This window comes from Sphingomonas sp. BL-S-25 (assembly GCF_055521555.1).
In genome coordinates this window covers 2,342,562-2,361,000 of the sequence record NZ_CM145486.1, presented here as the reverse complement: position 1 = coordinate 2,361,000, position 18,439 = coordinate 2,342,562, and the positions used below count along the sequence as shown (strand labels likewise).

The 18,439-nt window shown below is 66.5% G+C and carries 21 protein-coding genes; 2 read left to right on the top strand and 19 right to left on the bottom strand.

Annotated elements, in window-relative coordinates; all coding sequences use genetic code 11:
* Positions 1–10: 10 nt before the first annotated feature.
* From ACZ1H8_RS11400 to ACZ1H8_RS11370, 7 genes are all read right to left on the bottom strand, one after another.
* Positions 11–928 (bottom strand): STM4011 family radical SAM protein, encoded by a 918-nt coding sequence (locus ACZ1H8_RS11400; protein WP_465177314.1) that lies wholly within the window; start codon positions 926–928, stop codon positions 11–13.
* Positions 925–2,259, bottom strand: a complete 1,335-nt coding sequence (locus ACZ1H8_RS11395; RefSeq protein WP_465177313.1) for an STM4012 family radical SAM protein — start codon at positions 2,257–2,259, stop codon at positions 925–927. The genes ACZ1H8_RS11400 and ACZ1H8_RS11395 overlap by 4 nt, the downstream gene beginning before the upstream one ends.
* Positions 2,259–3,095: an STM4013/SEN3800 family hydrolase gene (locus ACZ1H8_RS11390; protein ID WP_465177312.1), complete on the bottom strand. Its 837-nt coding sequence runs from the start codon at positions 3,093–3,095 to the stop codon at positions 2,259–2,261. The genes ACZ1H8_RS11395 and ACZ1H8_RS11390 overlap by 1 nt, the downstream gene beginning before the upstream one ends.
* Positions 3,092–4,258, bottom strand: coding sequence for an STM4014 family protein (locus tag ACZ1H8_RS11385; RefSeq protein WP_465177311.1), 1,167 nt, complete (start codon positions 4,256–4,258; stop codon positions 3,092–3,094). The genes ACZ1H8_RS11390 and ACZ1H8_RS11385 overlap by 4 nt, the downstream gene beginning before the upstream one ends.
* Positions 4,255–5,187, bottom strand: a complete 933-nt coding sequence (locus ACZ1H8_RS11380; protein ID WP_465177310.1) for an STM4015 family protein — start codon at positions 5,185–5,187, stop codon at positions 4,255–4,257. The genes ACZ1H8_RS11385 and ACZ1H8_RS11380 overlap by 4 nt, the downstream gene beginning before the upstream one ends.
* A gap of 143 nt (positions 5,188–5,330) precedes the next feature.
* Positions 5,331–6,536 carry an alginate export family protein gene (locus ACZ1H8_RS11375; RefSeq protein ID WP_465177309.1) on the bottom strand — a complete coding sequence of 402 codons (1,206 nt, stop codon included), beginning with the start codon at positions 6,534–6,536 and terminating at the stop codon, positions 5,331–5,333.
* 64 nt (positions 6,537–6,600) lie between these two features.
* Positions 6,601–7,986 carry a cation:proton antiporter gene (locus tag ACZ1H8_RS11370; protein WP_465177308.1) on the bottom strand — a complete coding sequence of 462 codons (1,386 nt, stop codon included), beginning with the start codon at positions 7,984–7,986 and terminating at the stop codon, positions 6,601–6,603.
* 207 nt (positions 7,987–8,193) lie between these two features.
* Between ACZ1H8_RS11370 and ACZ1H8_RS11365 the strand changes: the two genes are divergently transcribed.
* The gene (locus ACZ1H8_RS11365; protein ID WP_465177307.1) at positions 8,194–8,433 is read left to right on the top strand and encodes a type II toxin-antitoxin system Phd/YefM family antitoxin; all 240 of its coding nucleotides are present in this window, start codon (positions 8,194–8,196) and stop codon (positions 8,431–8,433) included.
* 1 nt (position 8,434) lies between these two features.
* Positions 8,435–8,932 (top strand): PIN domain-containing protein, encoded by a 498-nt coding sequence (locus ACZ1H8_RS11360; RefSeq protein ID WP_465177306.1) that lies wholly within the window; start codon positions 8,435–8,437, stop codon positions 8,930–8,932.
* 15 nt (positions 8,933–8,947) lie between these two features.
* Here ACZ1H8_RS11360 and ACZ1H8_RS11355 read toward each other — a convergent pair whose 3' ends face one another.
* From ACZ1H8_RS11355 to ACZ1H8_RS11300, 12 genes are read right to left on the bottom strand one after another with little or no spacing between them, the layout of a single operon-like run.
* Complete coding sequence (locus tag ACZ1H8_RS11355) at positions 8,948–9,412, bottom strand: GreA/GreB family elongation factor (RefSeq protein WP_465177305.1); 465 nt, start codon at positions 9,410–9,412, stop codon at positions 8,948–8,950.
* On the bottom strand, positions 9,409–10,464 hold the full coding sequence (gene mgrA / locus ACZ1H8_RS11350; protein WP_465177304.1) for an L-glyceraldehyde 3-phosphate reductase: 1,056 nt from the start codon (positions 10,462–10,464) through the stop codon (positions 9,409–9,411). The genes ACZ1H8_RS11355 and mgrA overlap by 4 nt, the downstream gene beginning before the upstream one ends.
* A 48-nt stretch (positions 10,465–10,512) precedes the next feature.
* A complete protein-coding gene (locus ACZ1H8_RS11345) occupies positions 10,513–10,872 on the bottom strand; it encodes a HesB/IscA family protein (protein WP_465177303.1) in 360 nt (119 codons plus the stop codon).
* Positions 10,873–10,909: 37 nt separating this feature from the next.
* A complete protein-coding gene (locus ACZ1H8_RS11340; protein ID WP_465177302.1) occupies positions 10,910–11,392 on the bottom strand; it encodes an SUF system Fe-S cluster assembly protein in 483 nt (160 codons plus the stop codon).
* Complete coding sequence (locus ACZ1H8_RS11335) at positions 11,389–12,600, bottom strand: cysteine desulfurase (protein WP_465177301.1); 1,212 nt, start codon at positions 12,598–12,600, stop codon at positions 11,389–11,391. Before ACZ1H8_RS11335 ends, ACZ1H8_RS11340 begins: the two co-directional genes overlap by 4 nt.
* Positions 12,597–13,682 carry a SufD family Fe-S cluster assembly protein gene (locus ACZ1H8_RS11330; RefSeq protein ID WP_465177300.1) on the bottom strand — a complete coding sequence of 362 codons (1,086 nt, stop codon included), beginning with the start codon at positions 13,680–13,682 and terminating at the stop codon, positions 12,597–12,599. The genes ACZ1H8_RS11335 and ACZ1H8_RS11330 overlap by 4 nt, the downstream gene beginning before the upstream one ends.
* A complete protein-coding gene (gene sufC, locus ACZ1H8_RS11325) occupies positions 13,679–14,422 on the bottom strand; it encodes a Fe-S cluster assembly ATPase SufC (protein ID WP_465177299.1) in 744 nt (247 codons plus the stop codon). Before sufC ends, ACZ1H8_RS11330 begins: the two co-directional genes overlap by 4 nt.
* Positions 14,422–14,811 (bottom strand): hypothetical protein, encoded by a 390-nt coding sequence (locus ACZ1H8_RS11320; protein ID WP_465177298.1) that lies wholly within the window; start codon positions 14,809–14,811, stop codon positions 14,422–14,424. Before ACZ1H8_RS11320 ends, sufC begins: the two co-directional genes overlap by 1 nt.
* Positions 14,808–15,347, bottom strand: coding sequence for a hypothetical protein (locus tag ACZ1H8_RS11315; protein WP_465177297.1), 540 nt, complete (start codon positions 15,345–15,347; stop codon positions 14,808–14,810). Before ACZ1H8_RS11315 ends, ACZ1H8_RS11320 begins: the two co-directional genes overlap by 4 nt.
* The gene (gene sufB / locus ACZ1H8_RS11310; protein ID WP_465177296.1) at positions 15,344–16,807 is read right to left on the bottom strand and encodes a Fe-S cluster assembly protein SufB; all 1,464 of its coding nucleotides are present in this window, start codon (positions 16,805–16,807) and stop codon (positions 15,344–15,346) included. The genes ACZ1H8_RS11315 and sufB overlap by 4 nt, the downstream gene beginning before the upstream one ends.
* Positions 16,807–17,280, bottom strand: a complete 474-nt coding sequence (locus tag ACZ1H8_RS11305) for an SUF system Fe-S cluster assembly regulator (protein ID WP_465177295.1) — start codon at positions 17,278–17,280, stop codon at positions 16,807–16,809. Before ACZ1H8_RS11305 ends, sufB begins: the two co-directional genes overlap by 1 nt.
* Before the next feature lie 45 nt (positions 17,281–17,325).
* The gene (locus ACZ1H8_RS11300; protein ID WP_465177294.1) at positions 17,326–18,132 is read right to left on the bottom strand and encodes a helix-turn-helix domain-containing protein; all 807 of its coding nucleotides are present in this window, start codon (positions 18,130–18,132) and stop codon (positions 17,326–17,328) included.
* Between the last annotated feature and the right edge of the window lie 307 nt (positions 18,133–18,439).

Genomic DNA, 18,439 nt, shown 5'->3' with positions numbered 1-18,439 from the left:
CTGAACGGGGTCAGGCGACACGCCGCGGCGTCGCCTGCTCGAACCGGGCGATCGTGCGGCGGGCGTCGTACCGGAGCGGCCGGCTCGCACGCCGCTCGACCATGCCGTCGCCGAACAGAGCGGGCAGATCGAGATCCTTCAGATGGCTGTAGCCGATATGGCAGTTGCAGGCGCTCTGCGGACAGGGCGCCGGGCGGAGCAGTGCCTCAAAGCCGGGATCGTAGATGTTGCCGATCGGCATCTCGACGAAGTGGCAGCGCCGCGCCGTGCCGTCGCCGCTGACCGAGATCACGCTGTCCCCCGCCGCACAGGCGCGGCCGCGACTGGGCCAGGCGCGATTGTTCAGTTCGAACAACGGGTCGATCGCGGCCAGCCGTTCGACCTCGGCATCGGAATAGCGACCCTGGAGCGATTCCTCGGCGTTGATCCAGAGATAGGCGTCGGACGGCAGGTCGGCGCGGAGCGCTTCGATCGCCTCGAAATGTTCGCGCAGGGCAACGACACCGACGCTGTAGCGAATCCCCATCGTCGCCAGCGCATGGATCTTCGCGATGAAGCGGCCGCGATCGGTCTCGCCGGGGTGATAGGTTGCCCAGAAGGCGGCGGCGCGCGGATCGCAGTCAGCGATCCAGTCGATCGAACCCGAAAGATTGGTCTGGATCGCCACGGTGTCGATATGGGGCACGTGCGACAGGCGGGTGATCGCGTCGCGATAATAGCGGCGGATCAGCGCCTCGCCCCAAGGGGTGAACAGGATCGAGGTCGACCGGCCGCGCGCGATCGCCCAGTCGGTGAACCGCTCCAGCGCCGCGCGATCGGCCGCGAGCGTGGCGCGACTGTCGCGACGCTTGGCAAAGGGACAATAGCCGCAGTCATAGTTGCAGCCCGACAGCGGACCGCGCCACAGGATGGTCAGCGCCTCGCTCACCGCACCGCTGCGCCCGTCATCCGCGCGCGCACCGCGTCCGAATAGAAGAGCGGCGGAATCGCATCGGCATGCTCCAGCCCGGCATCGGTCGGGCAAAGCCTGCCGTCCCGCTCGACCAGCAGTCCCATCTCGCCAAGCAAATCGAGCGCGGGAAAGGCCTCGGCCGGCGCGATGCCGTAGAGCTGCGCGAAACGCGCGCAGTCCAGCCCGTCGCGCCGGAGGATCGACTTGAGGACATAGCGGCGCATCGCCTCGTCCTGCGTCAGGGTGATGCCGTGATGCGCGAAGCGAAAGGCGTCGGCGGAGCTGGCGGCATAATCATCGATGATGTCGAGCACGCCGCGACGGGTGACGGCATAGCGCGTCGCATAATGCGCGGTCGCGGTATAGGAGCGCGCGCCGGTGCCGATGCCGAGCACTCCGTCCTCCTGGCAGCTGAATTCCTCTTCCGGATCGACCGCGGCAACCGGCCGATGGAAGGCGCGCATCGAGTTCTGGACATAGCCCTCGGCCAGCAACAGGTCGCGGCCGATGCGGTAGAGCGCGCGGCGATGCTCGTCCTCCACGCTGCCACGTCCGTCCAGTCCGGTGCGGGGGCGGACATAAAGCGGATAGAGGAAGATCTCTTCGGGCTGCCACGCCAGCGCGCGGCGCAGCGAATGGCACCAGCTGTCCGGCGTCTGGTTGGCCGCGCCATAGATCAGGTCGATGTTCAACCGGCCGAAGCGGTGGGCGCGGATCGTGTCGAGCGCGGCGGCCAGGCGGGCGGGATCCTGTGGCCGGCCCATGACCTTGGTCTCGGCCTCGATGAACGACTGCACGCCGATGCTGATCCGGTCGATGCCGCGATCCGACAGCAGCGCGATCGTCTCCGGCGTGGCGGTCTTGGGCGAGGTCTCGATCGCGGTCGGCAGCAGCCGCGAGTCGGCGTTCATCAGCCTTGCGGTCGTGTCGAGCAGGCGATCGAGCGCCGGGGCGCCGAGCAGCGTCGGCGTGCCGCCGCCGATCGCCATGCGTACCGGCCGCACCGGACCAATCTCATCGCGGACAACCTCCATCTGGCGGGTCAAGGCGGCCAGATAGCGGTCGACCCGATCCCCGTCGGGATTGGCGACAGTGAAGAGATTGCAGAAGCCGCAACGCATCTCGCAGAACGGGATGTGCAGATAGAGGAAGATCCGATCCTTGCGCTCGGTCGCCCAGAGTTGGCTCAGCGGGATCGGCGGATCGAAGGCGCGATAGGCGTTCTTGTGCGGATAGCCATAGGCATAGTCCTGGTAGAGCGGCCCGAGATCGGCCGGGCCGGCAGGCGTGCGAACGATGCTGGCCATCAGGCGCCTCGGTCCTGCTCTAGCAAAAGCTGCGCATAGGGCACGTCCCAGACGCTGGCATGGCCGATGCGATGCCCGTGATAGCCGTCCTCGCCAAAGGCGGTGCCATGATCCGAGGTCAGGATAGCAAGCAGCGGGGCGCGGCGGCGCAGCGCCGCGAACAGCGGCGGCAGGTGCCGGTCGATATCGGCCAGCGCGGCGCGTTGACTGTCGGGCGAGTCGATTTCCCCCTCCCCCCGGTAGAAATGGTGCGGCGGGTGGCAGGCGGCCAGGTTGACGAACAGGAACAGGCGGCGATCCGCGGGCTGCGACCCGATCTGCTCGACCGCGCGCGCGATCTGATTGGCGGCGGAATCACGGCAGGCGACGCCCAGGCTCTCGTCCCACCAGCTTTCGTCGAACAGGTCGGGCAGCACCGAGCCGAGCGGCGAGCGCTTGTTGAAGAAGCCGGTACCGCCGACGCAGATCGTGCGATAGCCCTGCCCGGACAGCCCGGTCACGATGTCCGGCGCATCGAACACCAGCGTGCCGTCGGCCGTGGTCTCGCTGCCCGGAAAGCGCGCCGCGAACAGGCGGCGATGCGCGTCGGGGTCCTGCTCGCGCGGAATCGCGGGTGTCGGCAGGAAGCCGGCGAAGAACGCCTGGTGCGCCGCGAAGGTGAAGCTGGCGGGCGAATGGCGATGCTCCCAACCGCCAGCAGGCAGCAGCGCGGCGAGGTTCGGCGTGTCGCCCCGCGCCAGCGCTTCGCGCGCCACGTCGAGCCGCAGCGTGTCGAAGGTCATCAGCAGCATGTCATGGCTGCCGAGACAGGCGGCGGCGTCGATCGCCACGCTCATGCCGCAGCCCTGTCCGGCGCGAGCCTGGCAGCGATCCGGTCGAACTGGGCTGCGTGCGGGCTACGCGCGCCGGGGGCGAAGTCCTTGACAAAATCGCCGAACACATTTGCCTCCAGCACCGCATGGCGGCGGCCGTCCGCCAGCACGGCGATGTCGAGCCCGATCACATGGCTATCGGCAAAGCGGCGCGCCGCCGACCGTGCCGATGCCAGCACCGATTGCCAGGCCGCGTCGCCGATCCGGCGAACCAGCGCGTCGATCGGCGCGCGGTCGCCGCCCAGATGCAGGTTGGTCATCGGATGGCGGCTGGTCCGCAGCACCGGACGGATCGAGCCGTCATCGAGCATCACCAGCCGAATATCGGCGACACGCCCGTCGATCCCGATCTTGGGCAGCCAGCGCTCGACATGCAGGCCGAGCGGAGCGAGCCGGTCGACGAGACGAGCAATCTCGCCCCGGTCGGTCATCCGCCTCAGATTGCGGCTGGCGAGAAGGCGTCCGCGCTTCCCTTCGACGGCAGTGGTCGTCGCGATCCAGCGGTCGCCCTGCCGGGCCAATGCGGTCATCCCGGCTGCCGCCGACCCGTGACGCAGCTTCACGAACACGCGCGAAAGGCCGGCAGCGTACATCGCTGCGACAAGGTCATCGAAACTCATGGGTGCCGACAGCGCGAGCGGCACGGGCACCTCCGCCTGCGCCAGCCGATCGAGCGCGGCGGATTTATCGAAGGCGCAGGCGACATCCGTTGCCGAGGTCGAAACCATCGCGCCGCAGCCGCGGCCAATTGCCTCGGCCATGGCCGTCGCCGCGACCAGGCCGAAGGCAAGCTGGGCGGGCGAACCGATTTCGCCGGCGACAAGCGCATCGACCCCGGCATCAGACAGCGTCTCGAACCCCGCCGCAGCCGCGGTTTCGCGACCCGCACGGTACAGCGCCGCGATCGGGCCCGGCTGCTGGTCCGGCGTGTCGATGCGCAGATAGCTGCCGGGCCGCAACATCCCCGCCAGCCGATCGGGATCGGTGAGAAATTGGTCCCAGGCGAGGCTCGCCGGCGCCGTGCCAAGGCATTCGACGCACGCCGCCACGAAGCTTTCGTGGCGAGGTCCTGCACCCGAGTCGAGCACGACGATACGGCCGGGCGCCCCGCCCGGCGCTGCCGTCATTCGGAGACCGCGATATAATATTGCAGCTCTCCGTCCCATTCCTCCGCGGTCTGCGGCTCGTCGGCGACGAGGTTCGGCGTCGCGGCGCGCAGTTCCTCGACGACGTCCGGGCTGACATAATGGTGCGAGATGTCGAGCGTCTCCAGCTTGCCCAGCCGGCCCGACGCGATCAGCGCCCGCGCACCCTTGTCAGTCAGCGTACCCATCGACAGGTCGAGCTTCTTGATCCGGTCGAGTATCGGCGCAGCGGCGACCGCCTCGGCTAGAGCATCGCTATATTCGGAGTTGCGCAGCGCCAGCGTCTCGATCTGCGGGAACAGCGCGCCGGCGAACAGGTCGGCAAAGTCGTCGACCGAGGTGTCGGCGCCATAATCGTCCGATCCCAGCCAGAGTTCAAAATGGCGGATCGGCGCCTTGGCGGCCAGCGCCTGGGTAACCACCGTCTTGGGCAGGCCGCCCGCCTCGATCACCAGCGTGTGGAGCTGGTCATGCTGGATGCTGCCGAGGCTGAGCGCATTACCGCCGCGCACCGCGAAATGGCCGAGCCGGGGAAAGGCCGCCCAGATCGCGGAATAGTCGCCCTGCTCGATCCAGGAAATCTCATTTTCTTCGGAAATGATGTCCCCGAAGAACAGGGCGGAGAGCTCGGGAAGCTGGCCGCGCGCGGCGATCAGCTTGTCGATCGCGGGTTGGGGGCCGACTTCATAGGTCTCGCCATTCTCGGCCCACAGGCCGAAGACCAGTGCCTGGGTCGCACCCGAATTGGGTTCGGCAAGCATCGAGTCGAGAAGCTCGCCCAGCGTGGCCTTGTCGTCATATTCGCAGCGCAGTCGCGGCGCGGTCTCGGCGAAGCGGGCGATATCGCCGGACTTGCGGAAATCGACCACCGGCTTTCCGGCAAAACGTTCCAGATTGCTGTGAACCGTCATCGCATTCTCCCGCTGAAATGGCCGACCGGAATGTCCGCCCGCGCCCGTTGACGCAAGACGCCGACACGACGTTCGACCCGCCTGTTGCACGGCACGTAGTTGCGGGGCGTTGGCGACGCCTTCGTGACAGGCGAGCGAGTAGTTCAATAGCTCCAGTCGAACTGGAGCCAGAATTTGTCGGTATCGGTCGCCCATCTGTCCGCCTGGTAATGGGCGAGGCGGGCCGAGACGGTTGCCTTGCCGCGCCGGGCGCTGATCAGCAGGTCGAGTTCGTCGCCATAGTGGCGCGCCATGCGGTCGCTGTCGAACCGGTGCAGGGTTGCGGTCAGGCTCAGCTGGTCGAAAGGCCCCGCCCCCTTCCAGCCATGACCAAGCGTCGCATAGGCATCGCGCAGGCCATCCGGCGGGGTCGTGGCGAACTTGCCGGCCCAGCCATTCCATTTGAACAGCGAGGACAATGGCGTCTGGACGCTGGTGAGCGCCGCACCCTTGTCCGCGCCCAGCACTTCATAGCCCGCCACGGCGTTGAACCCGCCGCCAGCCAGCGTCGCCTCGCCCAGCGCATAGCTTGCCGCATAGTCGTTGGGGTTGTGGTGCCAGTCGCTCTGCCGTGCCCAGCTGGCGGTATAGCCGAGCTTCATGTCCTTGCCGATCGGGGTCGAACCGGCGAAGCGCAGGCCATAGGTCTGGCTGGACAGGCGATAGCCCTGAAGCGCGGGCATGTCCTGATCGACCAGATAGGCGAAGGCGGTGAGCGTGCCGGGCTTCAGGGCGTAGCCGACAAGCGCGAAGACATTGTCGCCATCGACCGATGCCGGCCGTGCGCCGAACCCCTGGCGGCCGTTCGGCGTGCGCACGCTGCCGGCATAGGTGAGATCGAGCTGCAGCCCTTTCGGCTTGCCATATTGGACCCGCACCGCATCGAAGGTCTGCTCGCTCTGTCGCCAGGGCGCCGAGCCGACGAAGCGCTGGTCGGCCAGTTCGATCCGCTGGCGACCCAGCGTCATGGCCAGCCCGCCCTTGTCGGCATAGCGGAGCTGCGCGCGATTGAGTTCGAGATTGCCCGGATCGGCCACCACCGGATAGGCGGTTCGGCCATTGAGCCCGTCATTATAACGGTCGATCAGCGCGAGCACCGCCTCGCCCTCGACCAGCGCCGACCAGGGGCCGCGCGCGGCGGTGACGCCAAGCCGCGCGCGCAGGGTCAGGGCATCGGCCTCGCGCGGCAGCCCGTCCTGGTCGACATGTTCGTAGCGCAGGCGAAGATCGACATTGGGTTTGATCGAGACATGCTGAGCCCAGGCGGTGCCGCAGCTCAGCACCGCCGGCAGCACCGCCAGCATCTTCATGGTTGGTTTCCCGAAAAAAAGTCCGGCTCGCCGTTCGCGCGGCGAGCCGGTCCAGGGAGGAAGGTCAGGCGGCGCGGGCCAGCGGGCGGCGTTCGCTATCCTGCGGCAGCGCGTCGAGCTCGCCGCTCTCACGCGCTTTGCGGCCATAGACGAGCTCGAACACCGGGGTCGCCATCACCGTGGTGACGATCGCCATCAGCACCAGGATCGAGAACAAAGTCGGGCCGATGATTCCCTTTTGCAGGCCGATATTGATGATGATCAGTTCCATCAGGCCGCGCGAGTTCATCAGCGCGCCGATGCCGAGCGCGGTGCGATTATCCTCGCCCGACAGCCGGGCAGCGGCATAGCAGGCCCCGAACTTGGCCAGCACCGAGACGGCGAGGATGCCCAGCGCGATCAGCAGCAGCTCGACCGAGTTGACCATATCCATCCGTGTGTTGAGGCCCGAATAGGTGAAGAACATCGGCAGCAGCAGGACGACCGCCAGCGGCTCGACCTTGCGCTTCAGCTCCTCGACGAACAGGCCGCGCGGCATGCAGGCGCCAAGCAGGAAGCCGCCAAAGATCGCATGGATGCCGATCGCATCCATCACGAAGCAGGATGCGCAGAACAGCATCATGACGATGGCGAGCATCTGGGTGCTCATCTCGCCCTTTTCCTCGACCATGCGGCCGAGCGGCGCCAGCAGGCGGCGACCATAGAGCAGCATGAAGCCGGTGTAGAGCACCGCACCGCCGATCGCGATGACCGCCAGGCCCGGCCCGCCGCCGAAGGTCGCAAGCACGATCGCCAGCACGCACCAGGAGGTGGCATCATCGAACGCGCCGGCGGTCAGCGACAGCGTGCCGAGCGACGAATTGGCCAGGCCACGCTCGTTGATGATGCGGGCGAGCATCGGGAAGGCGGTCAGCGCGATGCAGGCGCCCAGGAACAAGGTCGCATTGCCCTGCGAGATACCCGGCGCGAACAGGCCCGGCACGCCCATCAGCATCGGCGCGACCAGCGCGGCAAGGAGGAAGGGAACGACGATGCCGGCCGCCGAAACGCTGGCGGCGCTCTTCGCCTTGGACTGGAAATGGTCGAGCCTCAGCGTCAGCCCGACCATGAACATGTAGAGGCCCACACCGAGCTGGGCCCCGACATAGAGGACATTGCGCGTTTCCTTGGGGAAGATCGCGAGCTGCAGATCGGGAAAGAGCAGGCCAAACAGCGACGGCCCCAGCACGACGCCGGCGATCATCTCCCCCACCACCTGGGGCTGCCCAAGGAATTTCTTGCCGAGCCAGCCGACGACCCGGCACACCAGGATGATCACCGCCAGCTGAAGGAAGAAGTGGATGCTGTAGTCCGACGGCGCGTAGCTCTTGACCGCATTCACTGCCGGACCATGGGGCGACAATACGTCCCCCAGCGCCCGAACGGCATCATTCCACAAGTCGCTCAGCATCGATCTCACCTCCCCCATCGCCTTGTCGCGGGACGATTTTCCGCGCCAGGCACCATGAGGGAGCGCAAAGCGGGGTGCCGACGCAATGCGGAAAATGCACCGGACCGGTCGATTTCCCGGTTCGCGGTCGATTGTGTTGCGTGGGCACAACAAGCTAGGTACGTACCTACATGACAGCGTGGTCAAACGATGGGGCAGGTGGCACCGATGAAGGTCGTGAGCAGCCGCGAATTCAATCAGGATGTCAGCCAGGCGAAGCGACTCGCCAAGCTTGAACCGGTGTTCGTGACCGATCGCGGACGCCCGACCCATGTGCTGATGAGCATCGAGACCTTCCGCCAGCTGACCAGCAAGAACGAGACGATCGTGGACCTGCTCGCCGCGCCCGACCCGATCGATCTCGATCCCGCAGCGCTGCGCACGGCCGAAGCCTGGGACCGGCGCTGAAATGTATCTGCTCGATACCCCGATCGTGCTTGAGTTGCGGGGCGCGAAGACCAGTGGTGCGGATGCGAAGCTGAGCGCCTGGGCCGGCGGAGTGCCGCGGCAGAGCCTGTTCCTGTCGGCACTCAGCCTGCTCGAACTGGAAACCGGGGCGACCCGGCTGGCAGCCGGCCGCGACAAGGCGGCCGCGGCCGCGCTGCGCGACTGGATCGAGGGGCCGGTGGCGCGCGCGTTCGAAGGCCGGGTTTTGGCTTTGGATGCCGCACTCATGCGGCGTGCCGCGCGGCTGGGCTATGCCGATATGCGCGATGCATTGCTCGCGGCGACGGCGCTGGAGCAGGGTCTGACATTGGTGACGCGCAAGACGGCGGCGTTCAAGACGGGCAAGGTGAAGCTGTTCAACCCTTCGGGCTATACGCCGGAACCGGACAGTCTCGACGACTGGCGGCAGGCGACCAAGGGGCCATCGCCCTGGCTGCGCGGGCTGTTCAACCGAAGCTGACAGAGGCCCTTGCCTTCAAGGAATCGGCGTCGTCTCCAGAATCTCGATAGCCTCGGCCTTGCCGTTGAAGTCGACCTTCTCGCCCACCTCCGCCCCGATCAACGCACGGGCGAGCGGGGCCTGGAAGGCGACGCGGTCGGCGGCAGGATCGGCTTCGTCATGGCCGACCACGTCGATCACCCGTTCCTTTCCCGCCAGCCGGATGCGGACGCGTGAGCCGATGCCGACGACATCGTCCTCGGGCGGAGCGACCACCTCGGCGGTGGCGGCGCGGGTATGCCAATAGCGCAGTTCGCGCTTCACAACCTTGCGCGCCTCCTCGTCCGGTTCGGCTGCGATCGCCGCCTCGAGTTCGGTGACCTTCGCCGCGATCAGCGCCGGTCCGCGCTCGGTGACCAGGTTCGGCCCCGCGGGCAGCGGCAGTTCGAACTTGGGCTCGAGATGCTCCTCGTCGCTTTCGCGGCGGAAGGCGACGCTCATGACGCCTCGCCCAGTTCCGAGGACACTTTCCACAGGTCGATCCCGCCCTCGGTCGCGAAGCGATCGATCGAGGCAAGCTCTTCAGCCGAGAAGTCCAGATTGTTCACCGCATCGAGCGAATCGTCGAGCTGCTCGACCGTGCGCGCGCCGATCAGCGCCGAGGTCACGCGCGGGTCGCGCAGCACCCAGGCGATCGCCATCTGCGCCAGCGTCTGGCCGCGCGCCTGGGCGATCCGGTCGAGCTCGCGGATGCGCGACAGATTGTCCTCGGTGAGCAACCGCTGGCCAAGCGAACCGCCCTTGGCGGCGCGGGCGTCGGCGGGGACACCGTTCAGATATTTCGAGCTGAGCATGCCCTGCGCCAGCGCGGAGAAGGCGATGCAGCCGGTGCCGAGGTCGTCCAGCGTGTCGAGCAGACTCTCCTCGATCCAGCGATTGAGCATCGAGTAGCTCGGCTGGTGGATCAGCAGCGGCACCTTGTGCTCGGCAAGGATCGCCGCGGCACGGCGAGTCAGTTCGGCGGAGTAGCTGGAGATGCCGACATACAGCGCCTTGCCCTGACGGTGGAGATGGGCCAGCGCGCCCATCGTTTCTTCCAGCGGCGTCTTCGGATCGACGCGGTGCGAATAGAAGATGTCGACATAATCGAGCCCCATCCGCTTCAGGCTCTGGTCGCACGACGCGATCAGATATTTGCGCGAGCCTCCGACATCGCCGTACGGCCCCGGCCACATGTCCCAGCCGGCCTTGGTCGAGATGACCAGTTCGTCGCGGTGGGTGGCGAAGTCGCTCGCCAGGACGCGGCCGAAATTTTCTTCCGCCGATCCGTAGGGCGGACCGTAATTGTTCGCGAGATCGAAATGGGTGACGCCGCGGTCGAAGGCTCGGCGCAGCATCGCACGACCGGTCTCGAACACGTCCGCGCCGCCGAAATTCTGCCACAGGCCAAGGCTGATCGCCGGCAGGTCGAGGCCCGATCGGCCGCAGCGGCGATAGGGCATGCGCCCGTCATAACGCTGGGCATCGGCGACATAGGGCTGGGGATAGGGCATGCGGCGCTCCTGAACGATCGGTCGGAGCGGCCGGATACGCCCGGCCGTTCAGACGGTAAAGCTCTCGCCGCAGCCGCAGGATCCCTTGGCATTGGGATTCTGGAAGACGAAGCCGGCAGTGAAATCGTCCTCGACCCAGTCCATCGTCGATCCGATCAGGTACAGCACCGACGCGCCGTCGACGAAGAAGGTGCCGCCCGGGGTCTCGATCCGTTCGTCGAACGGTTTGGCCTCGGTCACGTAATCGACCGAATAGGCCAGCCCCGAACAACCGCGGCGCGGGGTCGACAGCTTGACCCCGACCGTCCCGTCCGGCGCCTTGGCCATCAGGTCGGCGATCCGCTGCTCGGCGCGCCCGGTCAGGGTGAGCGCCGCAGGGCGGGCGCGAAGCTTGGTCTCGGTCATCATTCAACTCCTCCCCTCCCCAAATTCGGAAGGGAATTGATCACAGCATGCCAAGCTCGAGCTTGGCCTCGTCACTCATCTTCTGCGGGTCCCAGGGCGGATCCCAGACCAGGCTGACCTCGGCATGGCCGACGCCCGGCACCGATCCGACGCGCAGCTCGACCTCGCCCGGCATCGATTCGGCAACCGGACAATGCGGAGTGGTGAGCGTCATCGTCACCGCCGCATGGCCGTCCTCGGTCACCTCGACACCGTAGATCAGGCCGAGATCATAGATGTTCACCGGGATTTCCGGATCGTAGATTTCCTTCAGCGCATCGATGATCGCCTCGTACAGCGCGCCGCCCGGCTCACCGCCCGACAGCGGCTGGGGCTTTTGCGCCAGGAAGCCGTCGAGATAGTCGCGCTTGCGCTCGAACGTCTCGCGGACGCCCTCGCCGGTCGCGCCGTCCTCGACCCGCGCCTTGGGCGGCGCCGCGACGCTGTCGACCTGCTCGACCTCGAACTTCGATTGCTCGTTCACCCGAAAATCCTCGTCACCCGTTCGACGCCCTTCACCAGCGCCTCGATATCCCTGAGCCCGTTATAGACCGCGAAGCTGGCCCGCGCCGTGGCGGGCACGCCCAGTTGGTCCATCAGCGGCTGCGCGCAATGATGGCCCGCGCGGATCGCCACCTGGCCTTCGTCCAAGATGGTGGCGACATCGTGCGGATGCACCCCCTCCACCGCGAAGGAGACGATTCCCGCGCTGTCCTCGGGGCCGAACAACCGCACGCTGTTGATCGCCGCCAGCGCACTCCGCGCCTCGCGCACCAGCGCCAGCTCATGCGCATGGATTCGATCGAGCCCGATCCCGTCGACATAATCAATCGCGGCATGCAGGCCGAGCACGCCGACGATGTGCGGCGTCCCCGCTTCGAACCGCCCCGGCGGAGGTGCATAGGTCGTCTTCGCAAAGGTCACTCGGTCGATCATCGATCCGCCGCCCTGATAGGGCGGCATCGAATCGAGCAGGTCGTAGCGGCCCCACAGCACGCCGATGCCGGTCGGGCCGTAGAGCTTGTGCCCCGAGAAAACGTAGAAGTCGCAGCCCAGCGCGCCGACATCGACCGTCATTCGCGGCACCGCCTGGCAGCCGTCGAGCAGCAGCTTCGCGCCGACCGCGTGGGCGAGTTCGGCCGCGCGCCGCGCGTCGAGCGTCGAGCCGAGCACGTTCGAGACATGGGCCAGCGCCACCAGCTTGTGCCGATCGGTCAGCATCGCTTCCATTGCGTGGAGGTCGATCCGGTGATCCGGGGTCATCGGCACCACATCGATCTCGGCGCCGACACGCTCGGCGACCATCTGCCATGGCACGATGTTCGAATGATGCTCGAGCATCGACAGCAGGATGCGGTCGCCGGCCTTGAGGTGCGTCCCGGCCCAGCATTGCGCCACGACGTTGATCCCCTCGGTCGCGCCGCGGACGAACACGATCTCCTGCGACTTGCCGCCGATGAAACGCGCCACCCGCTCACGCGCCGCCTCGAACGCATAGGTCATGTCGGCCGAGCGCTGATAGACGCCGCGATGGACCGTGGCATAGGTCTCGGCATAGCCGCGATGGATCGCGTCGATCACCGGCCGCGGCTTCTGCGCGGTGGCGGCGGTGTCGAGATAGGCCCAGCCCTCGGGGATCGCCGGAAAGTCGGCGAGCAGGTCGAGCGGGCGGGTTTCGGTGGTGACGTTCACAGCGCAGCCTCCAGCCAGCGCTCGGCGTCCGCGGCGAAGGCGTCGCGCACCGCGTCCTGGCCGATACGGTCGATCGCGTCGGCGACGAAGGCGTGCGTCAGCAGCGCCTTGGCGCGCGGCTCGGGCAGACCGCGGCTCTGGAGGTAGAACATCGCGCGGGCATCGAGTTCGCCAACCGTGGCGCCGTGCGCGCATTTCACGTCGTCGGCGAAAATCTCCAGTTCGGGCTTCAGGTTGACCGTGGCGGTACGCTTCAACAACAGGCCGCGCAGCGACTGTTCGCCGTCGGTCTTCTGCGCGCCGCGCGCCACTTCGGCACGGGCCGCCAGGCTGACGACCGACTGGTCGGCGGCGACCGCGCGCCAGATCTGGCGGCTGGTACCGTCGAGCGCATCATGGCGCACCGCGACCGCGGCCTCCTGACGCTGGGCGCCACTGGTGAGCAAGGCGCCGCCCATCTCGGCAAAGCCGCCCTTGCCGACGACGTTCAGCGCGCCGTCGATCCGGCTGCCCATCCCGCCGGCGCCGAGGAAGATCGAAACGAGGCTGGCCGCCTCGCCGATTTCCGCCTCGTCGCGGATCGAGACGAAGCCGTCATCCTGCAGCAGCCGGACCGCGCGCATCAGCCGTGCGCCGCGGGCGAGCGTCATGCCGGCCAGTCGATTGGCCCAGCCGGACCCGGCATAGGTCTCGACTACCGACGCAACCGCATCCTCGCCGAGCATGATGCGTGCGGGGACATGGTTCGCCCCGCCGCTGCCGAGATGGACGATCTGGACGGTCGATACCGCTTCCTCGCGGTCGAGCGACAGCGCCCAGCCTTCACCCGCGGCGAGCCCGCCGAGCGGGTGCGTGGTCGAGGACTCGATCCGTGCGACCTGGACCTTGCCGGGCATGCTGTGCGCCGGCTCGAACGCGCCATCGACGAACACCAGGCGCGGCCCGTCAATGTCGAGGAACAGCGACGCGGGGTTGATTCCGGACACCCGGGGCGCGGAGCCGGCGGCGGCGCGCAGCGTCTCCATGTCGGCCCAGCGCCAGGCCTCCATGCGCGGAGTCGGAAGTTCGAGCGCAGGCGTCACGCGGCGATCGCTCCATAGCCTTCGGCTTCGAGTTCGTGCGCCAGTTCGGGACCGCCGGTCTTCACGATCCGGCCGTCGGCCAGCACATGGACGACGTCGGGCTTCACATAGTCGAGCAGCCGCTGATAATGGGTGATCAGCAGCACCGCCTTGTCGGGCGCGCGCATGATCCGGTTGATCCCCTCGCCCACCGCCTTCAGCGCATCGATGTCCAGGCCGGAATCGGTTTCGTCGAGGACCGCGAATTTCGGGCCGATGATGCCCATCTGGACCATCTCGTTGCGCTTCTTCTCGCCGCCCGAAAAGCCGACATTCACCGGGCGCTTGAGCATATCCATGCTCATGCCAAGCGCCTCGGCCTGGGCGCGGGCCAGCTTCAGGAACTCGCCGCCCGACAGCGGCGCTTCGTCACGGGCGCGGCGTTGCGAGTTGAGCGCCTCGCGCAGGAACTGGACGTTGGAGATGCCGGGGATCTCGACCGGATACTGGAAGCCCAGGAACATGCCGATCGCAGCGCGCTCGTGCGGCGCCAGTTCGAGCAGGTCCTGGCCGTCGAAGGTGACCGAGCCTTCGGTCACCTCATAGCCGGGACGTCCGCCCAGCACATAGCCGAGCGTCGACTTGCCCGCACCATTGGGTCCCATGATCGCATGGACCTGACCGGCATCGACCGACAGGGTCAGCCCCTTGAGGATCGGCTTGCCGTCGATTTCGGCGTGGAGATTTTCGATTTTCAGCATTAATCAGTTGTTCCGCAAAGAGATTTTCGGACTTCGACAGAAGTTGCGCACATGGCGACATCCCGAAGCGACTTGCGCTTCACCCGATAATATTGAGTCGAGGGGAAATCGGGGTGAATTGAGCGCGAGGCTTCGCCACCTTCAAATTCGTAGCGCGCGGTAAGCGCTTGTGCGGCTCGGTTGAGGTGCGCCTCACACTGATCGACGATACTCGATGCCTGCGCTGCGCTCACCGTCGCAGGATCCCTACCCGAGCGCGCGCGATCCGTGCATCCGACATACGCGCTAACGTCGTGATAGGTGTAGACCTCCGGCGCCGGCTCGCCGGTGCACCCCGCAATCGTTACCGTCAGCACCGACGCGGCAATGCCACGGTTGGCGGTCCTCATTTCCGATCCTCGCGACCAGGTTCGGATCCATTGGAAAAGCGGATCACCGGACCGTCGGTCGGCGCCTTGGGCACCGGACCCAGCTTGACGCGCTGGCGCTCGGTCTCGCGATCCTCGCCGCCGGTTTCGCTCGGGCCGATCGCGACCGGCGCGATCTGCGTCTTGGGCTGCAGCGGCTGGGTCACGTCGAACACGATCGATGCGGGGTCCTTGGCGGGCGGCGTCGGATCGAGCAGCGCCGGCTGGACCGCGGTCAGCTCGACACACTCGGTCACTTCGTCCCGGGTCTTCTCGAAACACACCGGCGTCGCCTTGCATGCGTCGGTGTCGCGCCGCTGGCTGCCGCTGGAGACCATGATCCGGCAATTATACAGCTTCCCGTCGCGACCCTTGTCGAACAGCATCGTCGTCCGGCCATAGGTGGCGCGCACGACGATCTCCTCGGCCTGATCCGCTTCCGGATCGGGCACGGCGGCAGCAGCCGCGGACGGCGGCGCGTCCTGCGCCGCAAGCAGCAGCAGGGCCCAGCCGATCACCCGACGCTTCCCTCCAGGCTGATGCCCAGCAGCTTCTGCGCCTCGACCGCAAATTCCATCGGCAGCTGCTGTAGCACTTCCTTGGCAAAGCCGTTGACGATCAGCGCGACCGCCGCTTCCTGGTCGAGCCCGCGCTGCATTGCGTAGAACAGCTGGTCCTCGCTGATCTTCGAAGTGCTCGCCTCATGCTCGATCTGCGCCGACGGGTTGCGGACCTCGATATAGGGCACGGTGTGTGCGCCGCATTGGTCGCCCAGCAACAGGCTGTCGCACTGGGTGAAGTTGCGGACATTCTCGGCGGTGGGGCCGACGCGGACCATGCCGCGATAGGTATTGTCGCTGCGCCCGGCCGAAATGCCCTTCGACACGATCGTCGACCGGCTGCCCTTGCCGAGATGGATCATCTTCGTGCCGGTATCGGCCTGCTGGCGGTTGTTGGTGACCGCGACCGAATAGAATTCGCCGACGCTGTTCTCGCCCGCCAGAACGCAGCTGGGATATTTCCAGGTGATCGCCGATCCGGTCTCGACCTGGGTCCAGCTGACCTTGGAATTCCTGCCTTGGCACAGCGCGCGCTTGGTGACGAAATTATAGATGCCGCCCTTGCCGTTCTCGTCGCCGGGATACCAGTTCTGGACGGTCGAATATTTGATCTCGGCATCGTCCAGCGCGACGAGTTCGACCACTGCGGCGTGCAGCTGGTTCTCGTCGCGCATCGGCGCGGTGCAGCCTTCGAGATAGGACACATAGGCGCCCTTGTCGGCGACGATCAGCGTGCGCTCGAACTGGCCGGTATTCTCGGCATTGATGCGGAAATAGGTGCTCAGCTCCATCGGGCAGCGCACGCCTTCGGGGACATAGACGAAGGTGCCGTCGCTGAAGACCGCGCAGTTGAGCGTGGCGAAATAATTGTCATGCTGCGGCACGACCTTGCCGAGCCACTTTTTCACCAGCTCGGGATATTCGCGGATCGCCTCGCTGATCGAACGAAAGATGACGCCCGCCTCTTCCAGCTCGTTGCGGAAGGTGGTCGCGACCGAGACGCTGTCGAACACCGCATCGACCGCGATCTTGCGCGCACCCTCGACGCCGGCCAGGACCTTCTGCTCCTCGATCGGAATGCCCAGCTTCTCATAGGTCCGCCGGATCTCGGGATCGAGCTCGTCGAGCGACGCGATCGTCGGCTTCTTCTTCGGCTCGGCGTAATAATAAGCGTCCTGATAATCGATCGGCGGGACGTTCAGCTTCGCCCAGTCGGGCGGCGTCATCGTCTGCCACAGGCGGAATGCCTTCAGCCGCCAGTCGAGCATCCATTCGGGCTCGTTCTTCTTGGCGGAGATGTAGCGGACCGTCTCTTCGCTCAGGCCCTTAGGCGCGAACTCCTGCTCGACGTCCGAGGCAAAGCCCCATTCATATTTCTTGTTCGCAGCCGCAAGCGCTTCGGCGTTCTTCGTCGCCATCACAGCGTCTCCGTATTCATCATCAGGGGTGCCGCTGGCATCGCGACCGCCGGGGCAGGATCGGACCGGCCCGAGGCCAGCATCGCCAGGCTGACGCTGGCGAGCGCACCCTTTACCGCGCCGTTCACGACGTTCCAGTGCGGCTTTACCCGGCAGCTCTCGTCGATGCAGCAGTCATGTTTCGCAGCATCGACACAGGCGGTCAACGCGATCGGGCCCTCGATCGCCTCGACGATGTCCGCCAGGCTGATCGCCGCGGGCGGCCGCGCCAGTCGGAAACCGCCGCCGGCGCCGCGCGCGCTCTCGATCAGGCCGGCCGACGACAGGCGACTGACCAGCTTCTGCACGGTAGGCAGCGGCAGGCCGGTCTCCTCCGCGAGCAGAGTCGCGTTCAGCCGCCCGCTCGCGCCGCAGTGGCGCGCCGCGGCGGACATCATCACGACCGCATAGTCTGCAAGGCTGGAAAGGCGCATCGGCTCCAATCGGACAATTTCGTTCCGATTGGCCATGTGGGCGTCTCAGCCCGCGACGTCAACCGATTCCGGGATCACATCGGGCAGGAAATGGAAGGTTTCATTATCGAGCGTGATCGCCAGCACCGGGTCGATCCGCTGGCGCAGCGAGGTCGGGGTATGCCCGGTGAAGTGCTTGATCTCCTTGATCATGTGCGGTTCGTCATAGAACAGGTCCGCCGTCTCGCCCGGATCGCCCTTCTGATAGATGCGCATCGCGGCGCGGATCGCACGGAACTTGCGCGCGAGATGCTTGGGCGGGCCGCCGAAATACTCGTTGCACAGTCGCGTTGCCTGACGCCTGCCCATCGGGACGGCCTGGTAGAACGCCTCGATCTCGGGATCGCCGCTCGCCGCCCATTCACGCACCGCGCGTGCGAGTTCCAGATGCGCCTTCGGCACCTTGCGGCGGCGGGCCAGCAGCAGCGGCTCTACCGCGGCGATCATCTCGTCGAGCGATGTCATCGCGCGTATTTGCTCGAGCAGTGCGTCGACTTCCGGGCCCAGAATCTCACGCCCGTCGAGCACCCGGTCGGCCACTTGGTCCGCCGGCAGGCCGATGATCGACTTCCATCCGATGGCGCGCAGCGAGATCCCGAAACAATGGAACGGCCCATCGACATGATAGGATGAGGCAGCGCTGCCCGGCCCGTTGACCATGACCGGCAGTGAGGGTTCCGAATGGCCGTCGGGAAAGGTCATCGTCCCGGTGCCCGCAAGGACAAAGCGGATCTGTCCCATATCGACGCGTTCCACGCCGTCGATGCTCAGCGCATCGTAGCGGAACAGGTAGAAGGATTCGACGAAGGGCATGAGCGCCCCTGTCGGCTGATGGAATTCGACCTCCGGCCGCGCCGCGCTCATGACGCGATCTGTCCGGCCGGGCGCGCTGCGACCCGCATGATGTCCCCTGTCTGCGGATATGCCCATCCGCAGGAATTTGGGTAGCGGGAAGCAACGGACATGAAAAGAGGCCCGGCCAGTTGCCTGGCCGGGCCTTAGAAGAAAGGATCCCCCGTTAGCGGGACCCTCGGGTCGCAAGCCGGCTGTACGCAACACTCCCCGGTACTGGCTTGGACAAATTGGACATTCGACCGCGGGTCGGAGATTCGAGCGGCTG

Bases quoted from the DNA above. Each gene is read 5' to 3' on its own strand.
- ACZ1H8_RS11375 (WP_465177309.1), bottom strand. From the start codon at position 6,536: ATGAAGATGCTGGCGGTGCTGCCGGCGGTGCTGAGCTGCGGCACCGCC.
- sufC (WP_465177299.1), bottom strand. From the start codon at position 14,422: ATGCTGAAAATCGAAAATCTCCACGCCGAAATCGACGGCAAGCCGATC.
- ACZ1H8_RS11320 (WP_465177298.1), bottom strand. From the start codon at position 14,811: ATGAGGACCGCCAACCGTGGCATTGCCGCGTCGGTGCTGACGGTAACG.
- ACZ1H8_RS11390 (WP_465177312.1), bottom strand. From the start codon at position 3,095: ATGAGCGTGGCGATCGACGCCGCCGCCTGTCTCGGCAGCCATGACATG.
- ACZ1H8_RS11305 (WP_465177295.1), bottom strand. From the start codon at position 17,280: ATGCGCCTTTCCAGCCTTGCAGACTATGCGGTCGTGATGATGTCCGCC.
- mgrA (WP_465177304.1), bottom strand. From the start codon at position 10,464: ATGCCCTATCCCCAGCCCTATGTCGCCGATGCCCAGCGTTATGACGGG.
- ACZ1H8_RS11385 (WP_465177311.1), bottom strand. From the start codon at position 4,258: ATGACGGCAGCGCCGGGCGGGGCGCCCGGCCGTATCGTCGTGCTCGAC.
- ACZ1H8_RS11380 (WP_465177310.1), bottom strand. From the start codon at position 5,187: ATGACGGTTCACAGCAATCTGGAACGTTTTGCCGGAAAGCCGGTGGTC.
- ACZ1H8_RS11345 (WP_465177303.1), bottom strand. From the start codon at position 10,872: ATGATGACCGAGACCAAGCTTCGCGCCCGCCCTGCGGCGCTCACCCTG.
- ACZ1H8_RS11300 (WP_465177294.1), bottom strand. From the start codon at position 18,132: ATGCCCTTCGTCGAATCCTTCTACCTGTTCCGCTACGATGCGCTGAGC.
- ACZ1H8_RS11360 (WP_465177306.1), top strand. From the start codon at position 8,435: ATGTATCTGCTCGATACCCCGATCGTGCTTGAGTTGCGGGGCGCGAAG.
- ACZ1H8_RS11355 (WP_465177305.1), bottom strand. From the start codon at position 9,412: ATGAGCGTCGCCTTCCGCCGCGAAAGCGACGAGGAGCATCTCGAGCCC.
- sufB (WP_465177296.1), bottom strand. From the start codon at position 16,807: ATGGCGACGAAGAACGCCGAAGCGCTTGCGGCTGCGAACAAGAAATAT.
- ACZ1H8_RS11395 (WP_465177313.1), bottom strand. From the start codon at position 2,259: ATGGCCAGCATCGTTCGCACGCCTGCCGGCCCGGCCGATCTCGGGCCG.
- ACZ1H8_RS11365 (WP_465177307.1), top strand. From the start codon at position 8,194: ATGAAGGTCGTGAGCAGCCGCGAATTCAATCAGGATGTCAGCCAGGCG.
- ACZ1H8_RS11370 (WP_465177308.1), bottom strand. From the start codon at position 7,986: ATGCTGAGCGACTTGTGGAATGATGCCGTTCGGGCGCTGGGGGACGTA.